The sequence below is a fragment of the Agromyces arachidis genome (genome assembly GCF_052805135.1).
Genome location: NZ_JBRBDK010000005.1, coordinates 76,328 through 93,199 on the forward strand (window position 1 = coordinate 76,328; position 16,872 = coordinate 93,199).

Sequence of the window (16,872 nt, forward strand, 5' to 3'; positions counted from 1 at the left end):
AGACCCTCGTCTGCACCCTATTCCGCTCGACGGGGTCCGTGGGCACGGTGCGGGTCGGCGTCGGTGTTCCCCCATCCGACGCTGACCCGGCCGCAGGGCGAATCTAGCCCGGGCCCCCGCGGATGCCGCGATCGGCGCCGGAATCGTGCCGATGGCGGATACACAGGCCGGGCACGTACCATACCGGGAACCGGCGCGCCGCGTCGGTGAGAGGGGGTGTATGCCCGCACTGGATCGGTCCGCACTCGCGACCGCCGACCCCGAGGTCGCCCGCGCGGCGTTCGCTCCGCTCGTGCCGCGACTGCAGTTCGGGCGGATCGACCCCGAGGCGTTCCGCGTCCGGCTCCAGACCCTCGCCGCGCCGGGGCTCGCCGTCTTCGACTACGCGTTCGCCGCGCAGACCGAGCTCGAAGCCGGCGCCGACCAGGTCAGCGTGGTGTCGGCGCGCGGACGCGGGGTCGACATCGCCTACGGCGGTCGTCAGATCGACGTGTCCCGCCCGTACGCCAACGCCGTCGACGGGATGCTGGCCCGCTGGGAGACGTTCTCGGCGCGCGCGGTGATCCTCGATCGCTCGCGCATCGCGGAGGTCGCCCGGATGACCTACGGCGGAACGGCGACGGCGGTGATCCCCGCGCAGCTCGAGGCGAAGAGCGGCGCGTTGGGCCGGTACTGGGACGCGATCGTCTCCAGGGTGGTGGGCGCGATGTCGGCGGCCCCCGAGGCGTTCGACGCGCCGATCGTCGCGGAGGCGGCGTTCAGCCGGCTCGCGGTCGCCTACCTCAGCGCCTTCCACGTCGTCCGGGACGACGGTCGCGGCCGGCTGGTGCCGGTCGGCGCCCGATCGGCGGTCGTTCGAACGGCCGTGGAGTACCTGCATGCGCACGCGGGGGAGCCGATCACGGTGGCGCACGTCGCGGCGGCGGTGCACATCTCGTCGCGCGGGTTGCACGCGGCGTTCGTCGCGGAAACCGGTCGTTCGCCGTCGGAGCATCTGCGCGGCATCCGGCTGGAGGGCGTGCGCGACGAGCTGCGGTTCGCCCCGCCGTCGGACACCATCGCGGTCGTGGCCCGGCGCTGGGGGTTCGTGCACCTGCCGCGCTTCGCGCAGGCCTACCAGCAGGCGTTCGGCGAACTGCCCTCGGCGACGCGCGGCGTCCGACGCGCCGCGGCGTAGCGGCACGCCGCAGAGGCCCCGAGACCGGCCCATCCCATGCGCGATGGGGTCGTGTCAAGACTGCACCGCTGCGATTTCCCACATCCCTACGGCGAGCCTACGATCCTGAGGTCGGGCGCGCCGCGTGCCCGACGATCGGGGGTGGAGGGCGCCGTATGGATGTCTCCTCCTTCGCGACCTCGGATCCGGACGCCGCCCGTGCCGCCTTCGCACCGATCGCGCCCCGCCTCGAGTTCGGTCGCGTGGATCCCGAGGTCTTCCGCGCCGAGCTCCGTGCGCGCGCGACGCCGGGCGTGTCCGTGTTCGATTTCTCGTTCGCCGCGCCGTCGCACGCGACCTTCGGGTCCGAGGACGTGGTCGTCGTGACCGCCCGCGGCCGGGGCGCCGACATCCGGCACCGAGGCCGGGAGATCGACCTGTCGCGACCGCACCTGAACGCGTCCGACGGCATGACCGGCCGATGGGAGGCGCTCGCCGCGCGCGCCGTCGTCCTGGACCGCGCCCGCGTCGAGGCGTTGGCGAGGGCCGCGTCCGGCGACCCCGGGCTCCGCCTCGAGCCGGTGCGGCTCGAGGCGCGCGGCAACGACGCCGCTCGCCTGTGGAACGAGTCCGCCGGGCGCGTCGCCGCCGCGATGGCGGCCGCCCCCGAGGCGTTCGACCATCCGATCGTGATCGAGTCGGCGTTCAGCCGCCTCGCGGTCGCCTACCTGCACGCGTTCGACCTGACGTGGGACGGAGGGCGAGGGGCGTCGGTGCCGGTGGGTGCGCGTTCGAAGGTGGTGCGCGCCGCCCTGGACTACTTCCATGCGCACGCGGGGGAGCCGATCACGGTGGCGCACGTCGCGGAGGCGGTGCACATCTCGTCGCGCGGGTTGCACGCCGCGTTCGTCGCGGAGACGGGCCGGTCGCCGTCGGAGCACCTGCGCGGCATCCGGCTCGAGGGGGTGCGCGACGAGCTGCGGTTCGCGCCGCCGTCGGACACGATCGCGGTCGTGGCCAGGCGATGGGGGTTCGTGCACCTGCCGCGCTTCGCGCACGCGTATCAGCAGGCGTTCGGCGAGCTGCCCTCGGCGACGCGAGCGGGACGGCAGGGGTCGATGGTCTGAGCCGGGAGGCGCCCTTGCGCTGAGCGAGTACGTGCAGCCCCGCGCCCTAGTCTGAGCCTCGACCCGGCGTCCGTTCACGCACCACGAGGACCCACATGGCAACATTCTCACGTTCCGTCTTCAGCACCGTCGATCCCGAGACGGCGCGCGAAGTCTGGGCTCCGCTCGTGCCGCGCTTCGAGTTCGGGCGGGTGGATCCCCAGGCGTTCCGCATGCGGATGCGGACGGCCTCCGCGCCGTCCTTCGCGATCATGGACTACACCTTCTCGTCGCCATCGACCGTCGAGGCCGGAGCCGACCAGCTCATGGTGGTCACCGGTCGCGGACGCGGCCTGGAAGTGCGGCGCGGACGCTCGACGATCGACACGTCGCGGCCGTACGTGAACGTCGCCGACGGCCTCTCCGCGACCTGGCAGGACTTCGCGTCACGCACGGTGATGCTCGACCGCACGCGCTTGCACGAGTTCGCGAGGATGCACACCGCGAACGAGGGAGCGCGGCTCGAGCTCGTCGACATCACGGCTCGGAGTGCGTCGCTCGGACGGCACTGGGACGCCACCGTCGCCCGGATCGGCCAGGCGATCGCCGCGGCGCCCGAGGCGTTCGAGGAACCCCTCGTCGCCGAGGCCGCGTTCAGCCGGCTCGCCGAGGCGTACCTCGACGTCTTCAACCTGGCGTGGGCCCGCCCGGACGGCGGACTGGTGCCGGTCGGTGCACGGTCCGCCGCAGTCCGCGCCGCCCTCGACTTCCTGCATGCGAACGCGGCGAAGCCGATCTCGATCCAGCACGTCGCCGAGGCGGTGCACATCTCGACCCGCGGACTGCACGCCGCGTTCGTCGCGGAGACGGGTCGTCCGCCGTCGGAGCACCTCCGCGACATCAGGCTCCGGGGCGTGCGCGACGAGCTGCGGTTCGCGCCGCCGTCGGACACGATCGCGGTCGTGGCCAGGCGCTGGGGCTTCGTGCACCTGCCTCGCTTCGCGCAGGCCTACCAGCAGGCGTACGGCGAACTGCCCTCGGCGACCCGCGGCCGGAAGCGCCCGGCCGGCTGAGCCGCAGTCACAGCCGAGCCAGGATGTGGTCCACCCGATCCTCCGGCGGCAGCACGGGGACCCGTTCGACCGGGATCGGCAGCGAGCCGTACACCTCGAGGATCAGTTCATGGATGCGGTGCTGCGCGGGGGCGTCCTCCGTTCGCGCGTAGTCGGGGGCGAGCGGCAGCAGGTCCATCACGAACACCTTGCGGTAGGGCGCCCGCGCGATGGCGTCGTGCAGGGCGGGGTCCGGCTCGATGCCGAGGAAGCGATAGTAGGCGAGCGAGTCCGGGACCGCGCGGTCGAGGAAGACCAGCTCCTCCGGGTCGAGCGCGGCCTCCTGCGCCAGCTGGAGCTCGAGGACGGCGCGCTGGAACTCCGCGCGGCGTCCGAGCACCTCGGCGACCGAGTGGCCGCCGAGGCGCTGCAGGTCGATGTAGAGACGGGCGTCCTCGAGCGTGGTCCGGTAGCCCCGGGCGCGCAGGAGGTCGACCGTCGTCGTCTTGCCCGAGCTCGGCCCGCCTGTGATGACGTACCAGTTCGCCACGCGCTCCCCCTCGATCGTGCCCGGATCGTATCAGCGGGGCGCGAGATGGACGGCGGCCGACGCGACGACCGCGTCGACCCGGCTTCCGACGGCGAGCGGAACGCGGCCGGCCTCGTGGCGGGTCAGCACGCAGGCGAGCGGGAACCCCGCATCGAGGCCGACGCGGAGGACGTCGCCCGACTCGTCCACCGTCGCGACGCGCGCCGGAACCACGTTGGTGGCGGCGTCCGGTCGGCGGGAGCCCGCCGGCGCGATCCCGACGTCGCCCGCACGCAGGCACACGGCGACCTCGGGCGTGAGTCCCGGCGGGGCCGCGTCGGTGAAGAGGCGGATGCCGCCGGCATCGAGCGCCGCCTCCCGTGCGCCGACGAGGCGTCCCGGCGCGATGGTGTCCATGCCCACCGCCGCCGCCACGCGCACGTCGGCGGGGCGGTCGAACACGTCGCCCGGATCGCCGGCCTGGTGGATGCGCCCGTCGACGAGCACGATCAGACGATCGCCGAGTGCCACCGCCTCGTCGCGGTCGTGGGTGACCACCACGGCGGGGACGGCGGCGTCGCGGACCAGCCCGCGCACCTCCGTCCGCAGCCGGACCCGGGTCGGGGCGTCGAGCGCGGTGAACGGCTCGTCGAGCAGGAGCAGCCGCGGGTCCGGGGCCAGGGCGCGGGCCAGTGCCACGCGCTGCGCCTCCCCGCCGGACAGCGCCCCGACGGACCGCCGCTCGAACCCGCCGACCGCGCAGCGCTCGAGCGCCTCGGTCACCCGGTGCGCGCGCTCGGCGCGCGGCATCCGGTGCAGGCCGTACGCCACGTTCGCCGCGACGTCGAGGTGCGGGAAGAGCGCCTGATCCTGGAACAGCACGCCGACCCGCCGCCGCCGAGGGGGGACGAAGCGTCGGCCGGCGTCGTCCCACACGTCGGCGCCGGCGCGGAGGCTGCCGGCCTCGAGGCGGTCGAGCCCGGCGAGGGCGCGAACGACGGTGGTCTTTCCGGCGCCCGACGGCCCGAACAGCACGGTGACGCCGGGCTCGTCGAGGGGGAGCTCGAACGCCGCCTCGACCCGCCTCAGGCGGACGTCGGCCACGAGCAGCGCGTCCGCCCGCGGCATCCGCTCGCCCGCCGTCATCGCCGCACCAGCAGGCCGGCGCCGTGACGCTGGATCGCGTAGGTGATCGTGAGCACGACGAGCGAGAACCCGAGCAGCACCAGGCTCGTGAGCCCCGCGGTCGCGTAGTCGAAGGCCTGCACCGCGTCGTACACCGCGACGGAGACCGTGCGGGTCTCACCGGGGATGTTGCCGCCCACCATGAGCACCACGCCGAACTCGCCCACGGTGTGGGCGAACGTGAGGACCGCGGCGGTCGCGACGCCCGCGCGCCCGAGCGGCAGCACCACGCGGACGAGGGTGCCGACCCCGTGCCGGCCGAGGACCGCCGACGCCTCCAGCAGCCGCCGGTCGACGCCCGCGAACGCGGCGAGCATCGGCTGCACCGCGAACGGCAGGCTGTAGAGCACGGATGCCACGAGGAGGCCCGTGAACGTGAATGCCAGCGTCGTCCCGGTCGCCTCCTGCCACCAGCGGCCGAACGGGGAACGCGTGCCGAGCGCGACGAGCACGTAGTAGCCCAGCACCGTCGGCGGGAGCACGAGCGGCAGCGCGACGATCGCCTCGACGGCGACGGCCCAGCGCCGGCGGGTGAAGGCGAGCCACGCCGCGAGCGGGACGGCGACCACGAGGAGGATCGCCGTGGTCGCGAACGCCAGGCGCGCGCTCACGCCGACGGCCTCCCAGTCCACGTCAGCCCCCGCCCGCCGCGTCGTCGGGCAGGGAGAACCCGTAGCGGGCCAGGACGGCCGTGCCGTCGGGGCCGAGCATCGCGTCACGCACGACGCGAGCCGCCTCGGGGTCCGTCGCGCCGGCGAGGACCACGCCGCCCTGGTCCACGCGCGGATACGCGTCGAGCGGGACCTCGACCCACGCGCCGACGTCGCGCAGCGCGTCGGACCTCACGAGCGACAGGGCGACGACTCCGGCGTCGGCGTTGCCCGACTGCACGAACTCCGCGGCCTGCGCGACGTTCTCGCCGAGGACCAGCTTCGGCCCGACCTCGTCGAGCACGCCCGTCGAGCGGAGGGCCTCGACCGCGGCGACGCCGTAGGGCGCGTGCTCGGGGTTCGCGATCGCGACGCGACGCACCTGCGGATCGGCGAGGGCGGCCACGCCGGCGTCCGGATCGAGCAGGTCGGCGTCGGCCGACCACACCACGAGGCGCCCCACCGCGTAGGGGAAGAGATCCTCCTCGGCGGCGAGCCCCTGCTCGACCAGCTCCTGCGGGTAGGCGAGGTCGGCCGAGAGGTAGAGGTCGAACGGGGCGCCGTTCAGGAGCTGCGAGAGGAAGGTGCCGGAGGAGCCGTACGTCGTCGTCACCTCGATCTCCGGGTGGGCGGCCTCCACCAGCTCGACGACCTCGTCGAGCGCGAACTTGAGGTCGGATGCCGCGGCGATGCGCACCTGGGACGTCGGCGTCGCGCCGTCGGAATCGCCGCCCTCCGTGCCGTCCGGAGACGCGCACCCGACGAGCGCGCCCGCGAGGCAGCACGCGGTCAGCGCGAGGATGCGGCGCGGGCGCATCATCCGCCCGCGCCCCCGGCCGAGCGCTCCACCACGACGTTCGTCGCCTTCACGACGGCGGCCGCGAGCACCCCGGGCTCGAGCCCCAGTTCGTCGGCGGCTTCGCGCGTCATCATCGACACGACCCGGAACGGCCCGGCCTGCACCTCGACGATCGCCACGAGGCCGTCGCGCTGCACGTCGGTCACGATGCCCTCGAGGCGGTTGCGTGCCGAGGAGCGCCGGCGGTCGGCGTCGTCGGGGTCGCGTCGCCGCGCCGTGACGAAGCCCGCCACGTCGGCGCCGTCGACGAGCACGCGCCCCCCGTCGCGTCGCGCCGGAAGGCGGCCCTGGTCGATCCAGCGTCGGACGGTGTCGTCGCTGACCCCGAGCACGGCCGCGACCTCGGGAATCCGCAGATGCGTCATGGATGTCGAATCTACACCTCGGATGCGGCGTCAGACAGGGTCATTCCGCGCATCCGCGGCCATGCGAGCGGGCGTGGACGCGTCGGGCGGCGCTCAGGCCTGGCCCGCGGGGCCGCCGGGCGGCGCACCCGCCGTGCCGCCGGGGTACGCCGGCGGCATCCGGCCGGCGGGCGTCCCGCCCACGATGGCTTGCGCGCCGGAGGGTGCCGCGGCGGTCGCCCGCTGCGCGAGGAGCAGGCGCTCCATCTCCGCGCGGTGCGACCGCTCCGCCCGCTCGATCCGGCGCCCGACCGCGGCGATTGCCGCCCCGACGCCGCCGGCGATCAGGGCGTAGACGACGATCGCGAACAGCGCCGAGACGTCCAGGTATCCGCCGTCGCCGAGGTCCCGGGTCGGGAAGATGTCGCGGAAGGGGTGCAGGTAGGCGTCCGAGACGCGGTACACGAACGCGGCGAAGTCCGCCTCCGGATTCGCGGCGAACAGGAGGAGGAAGACGCGAAGCAGGAGCGAGATCACGCCGATGAACACCCAGACGTAGAGCACCCAGGCGGCGATGCGGAGGAGTCGGAGGTACCAGGGCGGCTTCCATCCACCCGTGGCGGCATCGACCTGGCTCATCATGAGACCCCCTTCGCACCCGTGCGGCGCGACGCCGCGACTCCAGACAAGCCGTTCCAGGCGCCGGCGGTCCGAGGCGCGCCGTGCACGGCCCGACTGCGCGTCACCCGGCCCCGAGCCCGGTGGGTGTCGCGACGAGGCGTCGCGGACTACCGTCTGAGGCATGCAGGGGAACAGGACGAGGGTGACGTCATCCATCGATCGTGCGGTCGAGCGCGCGGCGACGAGCGCGCACCGGAGCGAACCGTGAGACCGCCGATCGCGGAGCTGCACCTCCACCTCGAGGGAACCCTCGAGCCCGCCTTCATCATGGCGACCGCCGAGAAGCACGGCATCGACCTCCCGTGGCGTTCGCTCGAGCACCTCGAGGCGCAGTACGAGTTCACCGACCTCCAGTCCTTCCTCGACCTCCTCTACGCGAACCTCGAGGTCCTGCGCGACGAGGGGGACTTCGAGGAGGTCACCCGGCGCTACCTCGCCCGCGCCGCGGCCGCGGGCGTGCGGCACGCCGAGATCTTCTTCGACATCCAGGCCCACACGCGACGCGGCATCCCCGCCGGGACGGTGATCGGCGGCATCCGGCGCGCCCTCGACCGCAGTGTCGCCGACCACGGCATGACGACGAAGCTCATCATGTCGTTCTGGCGCGACCTTGCGCCCGAGGACGCCTTGCACGCCCTCACCGCGGTCCTCGACGCCGCGCTGCCGATCGACGGGATCGGGCTGGACTCCGCGGAGGTCGGGTACCCGCCGTCGCTGTTCGTCGACGTCTACCGGACGGCGCGCGACGCGGGCCTGCACGTCGTGGCGCACGCCGGCGAGGAGGGCCCGCCCGAGTACGTCCGGGAGGCCCTCGACCTGCTGCACGTCGAGCGCGTCGACCACGGCATCCGCAGTCTCGAGGACCCTGAGCTCGTCGAGCGCCTCGTCCGCGACCGGGTTCCGCTGACCGTCTGCCCGCTGTCGAACGTGCGGCTCCGCACGGTCGACACGATGGCGGACCATCCGCTGCCCCGGATGCTCGAGCATGGCCTGCTCGTCAGCGTGAACTCGGATGACCCGGCCTACTTCGGCGGATACGTCGACGACAACTTCGACGCCGTCGTCGCGGAGTTCGGCCTCGATGCAGCGGCGATCGAGCAGCTCGCGCGGAACTCCGTCGATTCCGCGTTCATCGAACCGGGCGAACGGGCCCGGATCCATGCGGAGATCGACGCGTGGAAGCGCCGGGTCGCTCGACCCGGCGCCTCCACCTAGGCGGCCCCGGCCGCCGCCCTCGAGGCGATCAGCCTCCGGGATCGGCGCGACGTCGTCGCCTGCGCCGGTCCGGCCGTCGCCTCGTCCCGGACCCAGAGCCATCGGGCCGCGACGGTGCCGGACACGGCGAGGACCGCGAGCGCGGACCAGGTCACCGTGAGCCCCATCGCACTGCCGAGCCATCCGGCGATCGGGTACGTCAGCAGCCAGGCCAGGTGCGACAGCGAGAACTGGGCGGCGAAGACCTGGGGCAGCCTCCCGGCTTCCACCGATCCGCGGAGGATGCGTCCGGTCGGAGTGACGATCATCGCCATGCCCGCTCCGATCAGGAGCCAGAGGACGGCGGTGCCGGCCCAGGTGATGATCCCCGCGCCGGTGAGCCCGGCAGCCGTGATGGTGGCGATCGACAGGACTGCGGCGCCGGTCAGCATGACCGTGCGTTCGGCGATCCGGTCCAGCACGCGGGGGAGCGCCAGGGCGGCAAGCAGTGAGCCCGTGCCGGACGCGGCGAGCATCCAGGCCACGGCCGGTTGCGAGCCGCCGAGTTCGTCGCGCACGTAGGTGACGGTGTTGACGATCACGATCGAGCCGGCGGCTGCGACGACCAGGTTGAGGGCGATCACGGCGCGCAGCTTCGGCGTGCGCAGGAACGTCATGATCCCGGAGGTGGCGCGGTCCCAGGCCCCGGAGCGGGAGCCTCCGCGCGCGTTCGGGATCCTGGTCGCGAGGACGAGGAGCGTCGAGAGGACGAAGCCGAGCGACGTGCCGAGGAACAGCCAGCTGAAGCTCATGAAGCTGAGGGCGATGGCGGCCAGCACCGGGCTGAGCAGGCTCTCCATCGTGTAGGCGACCTGCGAGGCGGAGAGGGCTCGCGTGTAGTCGTCCTTGTCGGTCACGATGTCGGGGATCACCGCCTGGAACGTCGGCGTGAACGCCGCGGAGGACGCCTGGAGGAGGCCGATCAGGACGTACACGTGCCAGACCTCGGTGATGAACGGGAGCGCGAGGACCACCGTCGCGCGAAGGGCGTCGAGGGTGACGAGGAACGCCCGTCGGGGAAGCCGGTCGATGTAGGCCGCCGCGATCGGGGCGATGACCACGTACAGCACCATCTTGATCGTGAGCGCGGTGCCGAGCACCTGGCCGGCCTGCGGTCCGGCGAGGTCGTAGGCCAGCAGCCCGAGGGCGACCGTGGTCAGGCCGGTGCCGAACAGTGCGATCACCTGCGCGCTGAAGAGGCGGCGGTAGTCGCGGATCTTGAACAGTCGCATGGTCTTCCTCCTGTGCGAACCGGTCGGGATACCGAGTCCAACCAGATACCCCATGGGGGTATTCCCGAATCGCTCCATTCCGATTCGCCCCTTGGGTGCGCCGCGACTGGGCCCGTGATCGATGGGGAGTTGCGGGGAATACCCAATAGGGGTATACGTTGATACCCCACAGGGGTATTGGCCCCGGAAGGAGAAAAGATCATGTCCCAACCAACCGCGGCCGCGTCACGGCGCCGCTGGCTCGGGCTCGCACTCATCGCGGCAGCCCAGTTCGTCGTCATCATGGACACGTCGATCATCGGCGTGGCCCTCCCCGAGATGCAGGCGGAGCTCGGCTTCACGCCCGAGTCGCTCTCGTGGGTGTTCAACGCCTACGTGGTCGCCTTCGGCGGCCTCCTGCTGCTCGGCGGACGCCTGTCCGACCTCTTCGGCGCGCGGCGCGTCTTCCTGGCCGGATGGGGCGTGCTCGCCCTCGGCTCGGTCATGGCGGGCGCCGCATCCGACGTGGGGATGGAGATCGCGGGCCGTGCGGTCCAGGGCGCCGGAGCGGCGCTGATCGCACCCGCCGCGCTCAGCCTGCTGATGGCACTGTTCGGCGGCACCCCCCAGCTCCCGAGGGCGTTCGCGGTCTACGGTGCCGCGGCCCCGATCGGCGGCACCGCCGGAGTCTTCCTCGGCGGCGTGCTCACCGAGTACGCGAGCTGGCCGTGGGTGTTCTACGTCACTGTCCCGATCGCGCTCGCGGTCATCCTCCTCGCCCCGGGCGCCCTGCCTCGCGTTCCCGGCCAGCGCGGTTCCGTCGACCTGCTCGGCGCCGTGACCGGCACCGCCGGCCTCGCCGCGCTGGTCTACGGCATCGTCCGTGCACCGGAGGCGGGCTGGAGCTCGGTCGAGGTGCTGGCCGCCCTGGCCGCGGGGATCGTCCTGCTCGGGCTCTTCTTCGTCGTGCAGCGCCGCGCCCGCCAGCCGCTGCTGCGTCTCGGGATCTTCCGCACCCCGCAGCTCGGCGCCGCGAACACGGCGCAGCTGCTGCTCGGGGCGGCCTGGGTGCCGATGTGGTTCTTCCTGAACCTCTACCTCCAGCAGGTCCTCGGCGCCGGATCGTTCGCCGCGGGCGCCGCGCTGCTGCCGATGACCGTGCTCATCGTGCTCGGCATGACCATGGTCGCGCCGCGCCTGCTCGCTCGCTTCGGCGTGAAGCCGCTGATCATCGCCGGGTTCGCGTTGCTCGCGGCGGGCCTGGTCTGGCTCGGCTTCGTCCGCCCCGACGGGAACTACGTCGTGGACGTGCTGCCCGCCTCGCTGGTGGCCGCGTTCGGCATGGCGCTCGCGTTCATCCCGTCACTGGGCACGGCCATCGGCGTGGCCCGACCCGAGGAGACCGGCGTGGCATCCGGGCTCGTGAACACGAGCTACCAGATCGGCTCCGCCGTCGGACTGGCCGCCGTCACGGCGCTCAGCTCGGCCGTGGTCGGCACCGGCACCGGCGTGGTCGCGCTGACCGGCGGGTACTCGGCCGCCTTCATCGGCGCTGCGGTCATCGCCGTGGTGGGCGGGCTCATCGCTGCCGCGACGCTCCGCTCGTCCAAGCCCGCCGGCGATGCCGGCGCGACGAACGAGGAGCAGGTGCCCGTAGGCGCCTGATCCGTCGGGAAGAGGGAGGCGCGGGCCGATCGGCCCGCGCCTCCGGTCGTGTCCGGCCCTTGGCGGCTAGGAACGCACGAGGCGTGCGATGGCGTCGGACGCCTCCTTGATCTTCTCCTCGGCCTCGTCGCCCCCGCGGACCGCGGCGTCGACGACGCAGTGCTTGATGTGGTCGTCGAGCAGGCCCAGCGCGACGGACTCGAGCGCCGACGTCAATGCCGAGATCTGCGTGAGGATGTCGATGCAGTACTGCTCCTCGTCGACCATCCGGTGCACGCCGCGCACCTGGCCCTCGATCCGGCGCAGCCGGGTCAGGTACTTCTCCTTGTCGGTGATGTAGCCGTGCGATGCGCCGGCCGGGGTCTCGGGCATGGGGATGCTCTCCTTCGGGTCGTTCAGTGGTGAGCGTGCACCGGCTCGGGTGTCGGCTGGACCCGGCGATCTCCGAGGATCTCGCGCGTGCTCGTCTCCGGGCGGAGGTCGAGGCGGCGGAGGATCTGTGCGTTCCCCGCGACGATGATGGTCGACAGCGACATCAGGATCGCCCCCACCGACATCGGCAGCACGAACCCGACCGGTGCGAGCACGCCGGCGGCGAGCGGCACCGAGATGAGGTTGTAGCCGGCCGCCCACCACAGGTTCTGCTTCATCTTGCGGTAGCTCGCCCGGGAGAGCTCGATCACCGAGAGCACCGAACGCGGATCGTCGCTGGCGAGGATGACGCCGGCCGAGGCGATCGCGACATCCGTGCCCGCACCGATCGCGATGCCGACATCCGCCTGGGCGAGCGCGGGCGCGTCGTTCACGCCGTCGCCGACCATCGCCACCCTGCGCCCCTCGCGCTGCAGCTGGAGGACCTTCGCGGACTTGTCCTCGGGGCGCACGCCGGCGAAGTACCGGTCGATGCCGAGTTCGGATGCCACCGACCGGGCCACCGCGTCGGCGTCGCCGGTGATCATGACGACCTCGATGCCCAGCTCGTGCAGCGCGTCGACCGCCTCCCGGGATTCGTCCCTGATGGCGTCGGCGAGCTTGAGTGCGCCGATGACGGACCCGTTCTCGATCACGTGGAGGATGATCGCTCCGTCGGCACGCCACTCGTCGGCGATCGGGAGCTCGTCAGCGCCCTCCTCGGCGAGCAGGTGCGGGCCGCCGACGCGGATGGTGTCGTCGCCGACGCGGGCGGTGACGCCGACCGCCGGCGCGGAGTCGAAGTCCGTCGCGGGGGCGGGGTCGAGGCCGCGCTCGGCCGCGGAGCCGACGATGGCGCGCGCCAGCGGGTGCTCGGAGTCCGTCTCGGCGGAGGCGGCCAGGGAGAGCACCTGGTCGGGATCGCGTCCGTGCACCGGCTCGATCGCGATCACGGTCGGCTGCCCCTTGGTGAGGGTGCCGGTCTTGTCGAAGAGCACGCTCGTCACGGTCCGCATGCTCTCGAGCGCCAGCCGGTCCTTGATCAGCACGCCCCCGCGCGCGGCGCGCTCCGTGGCGATCGAGACGACCAGCGGGATGGCGAGTCCGAGGGCGTGCGGGCAGGCGATCACGAGGACGGTGATCGTGCGCACCACCGCTTCATCGGGCAGTCCGATCATGCTCCACACGGTCGCCGTGATGACGGCGGCGCCGAGCGCGAACCAGAACAGCCATGCGGCGGCGCGGTCGGCGATCCGCTGGGCGCGGGACGTCGAGTTCTGCGCATCCTCGACCAGGCGACGGATGCCGGCGAGCGCCGTGTCGTCGCCGACGGCGGAGATCTCGATGCGGATGCCCGAGTCCGTTGCGACCGTCCCTGCGACGACCTGGTCCCCATCGCTCCGGCGGACGGTCTTCGACTCGCCGGTGATCATGGACTCGTCCATGCTCGCCGACCCCGCGACCACCACGCCGTCGGCGGGCACGCGTCCGCCGGGGCGCACGACGACGACATCGCCGACGCGCAGGTCGGAGGGGGCGACCGTGACGGTCGTGTCGCCCTCGACCCGCTCGGCCTCATCGGGCAGCAGGGCGGCGAGTGAGTCGAGCGCCGACGTGGTCTGCGCGAGCGAGCGCATCTCGAGCCAGTGCCCGAGGAGCATGATGACGATGAGGAGGGCGAGCTCCCACCAGAAGTCCAGCTCGTGGGCGAGCAGGCCGAGGGTCGCTCCCCAACTCGCAATGAACGCCACGGTGATCGCGAGGCCGATCAGGAGCATCATGCCGGGCTTCAGCGCGCGGAGCTCGCTCGCCGCTCCGGTGAGGAACGGGCGACCGCCCCAGACGTACATGACGGTGCCGAGGACCGGCGAGATCCACGCCACCCATGCCTGGTCGGGCAGCTCGTAGCCGACGATCATGGCGAACATCGGGGAGAAGGCGATGACCGGGACTGCGAGGACGAGGTTGATCCAGAACAGCTTCCGGAACTGGCCGACGTGGTCGCCGTGGCCGGCGTGGCCCATGTGCCCGGCATGGGCGTCGTGCCCGGCATGGGCGTCGTGCCCGGCGTGGGCGTCGTGCCCGGCGTGGGCGTCGTGCCCGGCGTGCTCGACGTGACCGGCGTGGGCGTCGTGACCGGCGTGGCCCTCGTGCGCCGCCGCGCTCGTGGCATCCGCTCGCCCGTGGGACGCGTGGCCGCCGTGCTCGTGGTGCTGCGTGTCGTTCCGTGTGCGCTCGTCCATCGTCTCGCCCTTCGCATCGTCGGACGAACGGCGGAAGGCCGTTCGTCGGCGCCAGCATGAGCGATTATACCCCTGTGGGGTACAGCGACAACGGGTCGCGCAGGTCCCGGGTCGCCGATGTCGCGAGATCGCGCACGACGAGGGGGGCGTCGAGGCCTGCGACCGCAGTGACGCGTCCGAGCTGGCGCCCGACGCCCACAGCCGCCTCGCCGTCGTGTCGCGACCACTCCGTTCGACGGTCGGCGACGCCCCATGCGGTGAGCATCGACCCGTGGATCCGGCTGGAGTACCCCGACTCGAATCGATACTCACCGGGATCGGCCCCATCGAGGAGGTCGTGCAGGATCGATCGGGCGGCGTGGGCCCCCTGGGCTGCCGCATCATCCCAGTGGTCGACTCGGATGGCGGTGCCGTGCGCGAGGATCGATGCGACGCCGCCGGCTGCGTAGACGCCGCGGAGTCCGGTCCGCAGTCGCGCGTCGACGGTGATCGCGCCCCGGTGCGAACCGGATGCCGGGGAATGGGGGAGCGTGCTGTGCGCCACGATGGCGACATCGGCCTCGAGGGTCTCGCCGTCGGAGAGCTCGATGACGGCCTCGCCCGAGCGCGACGAGGCGCGGGCGACGCTGCGCCCGGTGCGGATCCGGATGCGATGGCGATGCCGCCTGAGCAGTTCCGATGCGACGGTCGGGCCGAGCTGGTCGCGCAGGGGGAGTGGCGACCTGGCGATGACCGTCACGTCCACCCCGGCGTCGGCGAGCAGGGACGCGGTCTCGGATCCGACGAGGCCGGCGCCGAGGATCACGACGCGGCCTCCGCCCTGCGGGAGGAGGCCGCGGACTCGTTCCGCATCGCCAGCCGAGTGCAGGGGCAGGATCCGCGAGCGCGCAGTGCCGGCATCCGCTTCGAACGACGCCGGACGCGGGACGCTGCCGGACGCGATCACGACGGCGGCGGGTGCGAGCCGGCCGCCGGAGCGCAGGCGGACCGTTCCGTCCTCGTCGATCGACTCCACCTCCTCCTGCAGCAGCTCGGTCCCCGCCGGGACCGGTCGGCTCAGCTGCTCCCCGGTCAGGAGGCCGGTGAGCACGCCCTTGTTCACCAGCGTGCGATTCGTCGCCCCCGCGGGGTCGACGATCGTCACCCGGCCCGGCCAGCCCGACCGGACCAGGGTGTCTGCTGCGGACCAGCCGGCGGCGCCGGCCCCGACGATCACTGCGTGTTCTGAAGACATGTCCACCTCCGTGTGCGGAATACCCCAGTGGGGTATCTGGTTGTCCACCATACCTCAATACCCCTACCCCGTATCGAAAGGATGAGGCGATGAGCGTGTACGAGTACCAGGTGAGCGGAATGACCTGCGGGCACTGCGAGCTGTCCGTGCGTGAAGAGGTCTCCGGGATCTCCGGTGTGCGGAGCGTCGACGTATCGGCCGTGACCGGCCGCCTGGTCGTGGCTTCCGATACCGAACTGGACCACCAGGCCGTGGTCGATGCCGTTCAGGAGGCCGGCTATGTCGCGCAGCCGCGGTGAGATGAGCCCCGCCATGCGCCTCGGACTGTTCGGAGCGGGTGTCGCCGCCGTCTTCGGCCTCGCGGTCGCGGCCGGCCCGCTGCTCGTGTCGCCCGACCGTGTCGCCGCATGGGCGGAGCAGGGCGGGAGCCACGGATCGCCGCACGGCGAGGCGCATGCGACCCCCGAAGCCGAGTCCATGCCGCACGAGGTCCCCGGTCTCTCCATCGAGGCCGACGGCTACCGGTTGGCCGACCTGCACGCACCGGTCGAGACGGGCGGCGCCGGGTCGCTGCACTTCCGCATCCTCGACTCCGACGGCGATGCGGTGACGGCCTTCGACGAGACCCACGAACGGCCCCTGCACCTGATCGCCGTGCGCTCCGACGGGGCGCAGTTCCGCCACGTGCACCCCGAGCTCGAGGACGACGGCCACTGGAGCATCCCCTGGGAATGGGAGGCCGCGGGAACGTACCGTCTCTTCGCGGACTTCCGTCCCACCGGGCACGACGAGACGCTCACGCTCACGACCACCGCGAACGTGAATGGCCTCGTGGCTCCGACCGACGCGCCCGTGCCGGGCTCCCGGGTCGTCGAGGCCGGACCGTTCACGGTCGAGCTCACCGGCGACCTCGCCGCCGGTGCGGAGGCCGAGCTCGAGTTCACGGTTCGTCGGGACGGACGACCGGTGACCACCATCGAGCCCTACCTTGGCGCGGCGGGGCACCTGGTCATGCTCCGGGCGGGCGACCTCGGGTACCTCCACGCCCACCCCCTCGACGAGGCGGAGAACGCCGGCGCCTCCGACCTCGGCCCCGACATCCGCTTCGCCGCCACGCCGCCCACCGCGGGCGACTACCTGCTCTACGTCGACTTCAAGGTCGACGGGCAGGTGCACACCGCCGCCTTCGCCGCCGACGCTGCGCTCGCCGCAGCCGGGGCCGGCGGGCACGCCGACGGCGCCGAGCACGCCGAGGGTCACTGAGACGACGTAACCGACGAAAGGAACCCCAG

At 72.7% G+C, this 16,872-nt stretch carries 17 protein-coding genes; 7 read left to right on the forward strand and 10 right to left on the reverse strand.

Annotated features, from left to right (window positions below; translation table 11 throughout):
* Window positions 1-220: 220 nt before the first annotated feature.
* The 3 genes from ACUY4T_RS08475 to ACUY4T_RS08485 all read left to right on the forward strand — a co-directional run bounded on the left by ACUY4T_RS08475 (window position 221) and on the right by ACUY4T_RS08485 (window position 3,335).
* Window positions 221-1,177 (forward strand): AraC family transcriptional regulator, encoded by a 957-nt coding sequence (locus tag ACUY4T_RS08475; protein ID WP_446018499.1) that lies wholly within the window; start codon window positions 221-223, stop codon window positions 1,175-1,177.
* A 155-nt stretch (window positions 1,178-1,332) separates the two neighbouring features.
* Complete coding sequence (locus tag ACUY4T_RS08480; protein ID WP_446018500.1) at window positions 1,333-2,283, forward strand: helix-turn-helix transcriptional regulator; 951 nt, start codon at window positions 1,333-1,335, stop codon at window positions 2,281-2,283.
* A 95-nt stretch (window positions 2,284-2,378) separates the two neighbouring features.
* The gene (locus ACUY4T_RS08485) at window positions 2,379-3,335 is read left to right on the forward strand and encodes a helix-turn-helix transcriptional regulator (RefSeq protein ID WP_446018501.1); all 957 of its coding nucleotides are present in this window, start codon (window positions 2,379-2,381) and stop codon (window positions 3,333-3,335) included.
* Between the two features lie 7 nt (window positions 3,336-3,342).
* Here ACUY4T_RS08485 and ACUY4T_RS08490 read toward each other — a convergent pair whose 3' ends face one another.
* The 6 genes from ACUY4T_RS08490 to ACUY4T_RS08515 all read right to left on the reverse strand — a co-directional run bounded on the left by ACUY4T_RS08490 (window position 3,343) and on the right by ACUY4T_RS08515 (window position 7,523).
* Window positions 3,343-3,864 carry an AAA family ATPase gene (locus tag ACUY4T_RS08490; protein ID WP_446018502.1) on the reverse strand — a complete coding sequence of 174 codons (522 nt, stop codon included), beginning with the start codon at window positions 3,862-3,864 and terminating at the stop codon, window positions 3,343-3,345.
* A 30-nt stretch (window positions 3,865-3,894) separates the two neighbouring features.
* Entirely contained in the window at window positions 3,895-4,989 is a 1,095-nt protein-coding gene (locus ACUY4T_RS08495; RefSeq protein WP_446018503.1) for an ABC transporter ATP-binding protein, read from the reverse strand.
* Window positions 4,986-5,660 carry a molybdate ABC transporter permease subunit gene (modB, locus tag ACUY4T_RS08500; RefSeq protein WP_446018504.1) on the reverse strand — a complete coding sequence of 225 codons (675 nt, stop codon included), beginning with the start codon at window positions 5,658-5,660 and terminating at the stop codon, window positions 4,986-4,988. The genes ACUY4T_RS08495 and modB overlap by 4 nt, the downstream gene beginning before the upstream one ends.
* 1 nt (window position 5,661) lies before the next feature.
* The gene (modA, locus tag ACUY4T_RS08505; protein WP_446018505.1) at window positions 5,662-6,498 is read right to left on the reverse strand and encodes a molybdate ABC transporter substrate-binding protein; all 837 of its coding nucleotides are present in this window, start codon (window positions 6,496-6,498) and stop codon (window positions 5,662-5,664) included.
* Entirely contained in the window at window positions 6,495-6,902 is a 408-nt protein-coding gene (locus tag ACUY4T_RS08510) for a TOBE domain-containing protein (protein WP_446018506.1), read from the reverse strand. Before ACUY4T_RS08510 ends, modA begins: the two co-directional genes overlap by 4 nt.
* 93 nt (window positions 6,903-6,995) lie before the next feature.
* On the reverse strand, window positions 6,996-7,523 hold the full coding sequence (locus ACUY4T_RS08515) for a YggT family protein (protein ID WP_446018507.1): 528 nt from the start codon (window positions 7,521-7,523) through the stop codon (window positions 6,996-6,998).
* A 243-nt stretch (window positions 7,524-7,766) separates the two neighbouring features.
* Here ACUY4T_RS08515 and ACUY4T_RS08520 point away from each other — a divergent pair, with 243 nt between their 5' ends.
* On the forward strand, window positions 7,767-8,777 hold the full coding sequence (locus ACUY4T_RS08520) for an adenosine deaminase (RefSeq protein WP_446018508.1): 1,011 nt from the start codon (window positions 7,767-7,769) through the stop codon (window positions 8,775-8,777).
* Here ACUY4T_RS08520 and ACUY4T_RS08525 read toward each other — a convergent pair.
* Window positions 8,774-10,048: an MFS transporter gene (locus ACUY4T_RS08525; RefSeq protein ID WP_446018509.1), complete on the reverse strand. Its 1,275-nt coding sequence runs from the start codon at window positions 10,046-10,048 to the stop codon at window positions 8,774-8,776. The two genes, ACUY4T_RS08520 and ACUY4T_RS08525, sit on opposite strands and share 4 nt — an antisense overlap.
* A 201-nt stretch (window positions 10,049-10,249) precedes the next feature.
* On the opposite strand from ACUY4T_RS08525, the gene ACUY4T_RS08530 reads away from it, so the two are divergent.
* A complete protein-coding gene (locus ACUY4T_RS08530) occupies window positions 10,250-11,692 on the forward strand; it encodes an MFS transporter (RefSeq protein ID WP_446018510.1) in 1,443 nt (480 codons plus the stop codon).
* A 66-nt stretch (window positions 11,693-11,758) separates the two neighbouring features.
* Here the strand turns inward: ACUY4T_RS08530 and ACUY4T_RS08535 are convergent, their stop codons facing one another.
* From ACUY4T_RS08535 to ACUY4T_RS08545, 3 genes are all read right to left on the reverse strand, one after another.
* The gene (locus ACUY4T_RS08535) at window positions 11,759-12,064 is read right to left on the reverse strand and encodes a metal-sensitive transcriptional regulator (protein ID WP_446018511.1); all 306 of its coding nucleotides are present in this window, start codon (window positions 12,062-12,064) and stop codon (window positions 11,759-11,761) included.
* 23 nt (window positions 12,065-12,087) lie between these two features.
* The gene (locus ACUY4T_RS08540) at window positions 12,088-14,346 is read right to left on the reverse strand and encodes a heavy metal translocating P-type ATPase (protein ID WP_446018512.1); all 2,259 of its coding nucleotides are present in this window, start codon (window positions 14,344-14,346) and stop codon (window positions 12,088-12,090) included.
* Between the two features lie 64 nt (window positions 14,347-14,410).
* Window positions 14,411-15,580, reverse strand: a complete 1,170-nt coding sequence (locus ACUY4T_RS08545) for an FAD-dependent oxidoreductase (protein WP_446018513.1) — start codon at window positions 15,578-15,580, stop codon at window positions 14,411-14,413.
* Between the two features lie 89 nt (window positions 15,581-15,669).
* Between ACUY4T_RS08545 and ACUY4T_RS08550 the strand changes: the two genes are divergently transcribed.
* On the forward strand, window positions 15,670-15,879 hold the full coding sequence (locus tag ACUY4T_RS08550; RefSeq protein WP_446018514.1) for a heavy-metal-associated domain-containing protein: 210 nt from the start codon (window positions 15,670-15,672) through the stop codon (window positions 15,877-15,879).
* Window positions 15,860-16,843, forward strand: coding sequence for a DUF8832 domain-containing protein (locus ACUY4T_RS08555; RefSeq protein WP_446018515.1), 984 nt, complete (start codon window positions 15,860-15,862; stop codon window positions 16,841-16,843). Before ACUY4T_RS08550 ends, ACUY4T_RS08555 begins: the two co-directional genes overlap by 20 nt.
* Window positions 16,844-16,872 lie beyond the last annotated feature (29 nt).

Bases quoted from the DNA above. Each gene is read 5' to 3' on its own strand.
- ACUY4T_RS08485 (WP_446018501.1), top strand. From the start codon at position 2,379: ATGGCAACATTCTCACGTTCCGTCTTCAGCACCGTCGATCCCGAGACG.
- ACUY4T_RS08555 (WP_446018515.1), top strand. From the start codon at position 15,860: ATGTCGCGCAGCCGCGGTGAGATGAGCCCCGCCATGCGCCTCGGACTG.
- ACUY4T_RS08475 (WP_446018499.1), top strand. From the start codon at position 221: ATGCCCGCACTGGATCGGTCCGCACTCGCGACCGCCGACCCCGAGGTC.
- ACUY4T_RS08515 (WP_446018507.1), bottom strand. From the start codon at position 7,523: ATGATGAGCCAGGTCGATGCCGCCACGGGTGGATGGAAGCCGCCCTGG.
- ACUY4T_RS08495 (WP_446018503.1), bottom strand. From the start codon at position 4,989: ATGACGGCGGGCGAGCGGATGCCGCGGGCGGACGCGCTGCTCGTGGCC.
- ACUY4T_RS08545 (WP_446018513.1), bottom strand. From the start codon at position 15,580: ATGTCTTCAGAACACGCAGTGATCGTCGGGGCCGGCGCCGCCGGCTGG.
- ACUY4T_RS08535 (WP_446018511.1), bottom strand. From the start codon at position 12,064: ATGCCCGAGACCCCGGCCGGCGCATCGCACGGCTACATCACCGACAAG.
- ACUY4T_RS08550 (WP_446018514.1), top strand. From the start codon at position 15,670: ATGAGCGTGTACGAGTACCAGGTGAGCGGAATGACCTGCGGGCACTGC.
- ACUY4T_RS08540 (WP_446018512.1), bottom strand. From the start codon at position 14,346: ATGGACGAGCGCACACGGAACGACACGCAGCACCACGAGCACGGCGGC.
- ACUY4T_RS08480 (WP_446018500.1), top strand. From the start codon at position 1,333: ATGGATGTCTCCTCCTTCGCGACCTCGGATCCGGACGCCGCCCGTGCC.
- modA (WP_446018505.1), bottom strand. From the start codon at position 6,498: ATGATGCGCCCGCGCCGCATCCTCGCGCTGACCGCGTGCTGCCTCGCG.
- ACUY4T_RS08530 (WP_446018510.1), top strand. From the start codon at position 10,250: ATGTCCCAACCAACCGCGGCCGCGTCACGGCGCCGCTGGCTCGGGCTC.
- ACUY4T_RS08510 (WP_446018506.1), bottom strand. From the start codon at position 6,902: ATGACGCATCTGCGGATTCCCGAGGTCGCGGCCGTGCTCGGGGTCAGC.
- ACUY4T_RS08525 (WP_446018509.1), bottom strand. From the start codon at position 10,048: ATGCGACTGTTCAAGATCCGCGACTACCGCCGCCTCTTCAGCGCGCAG.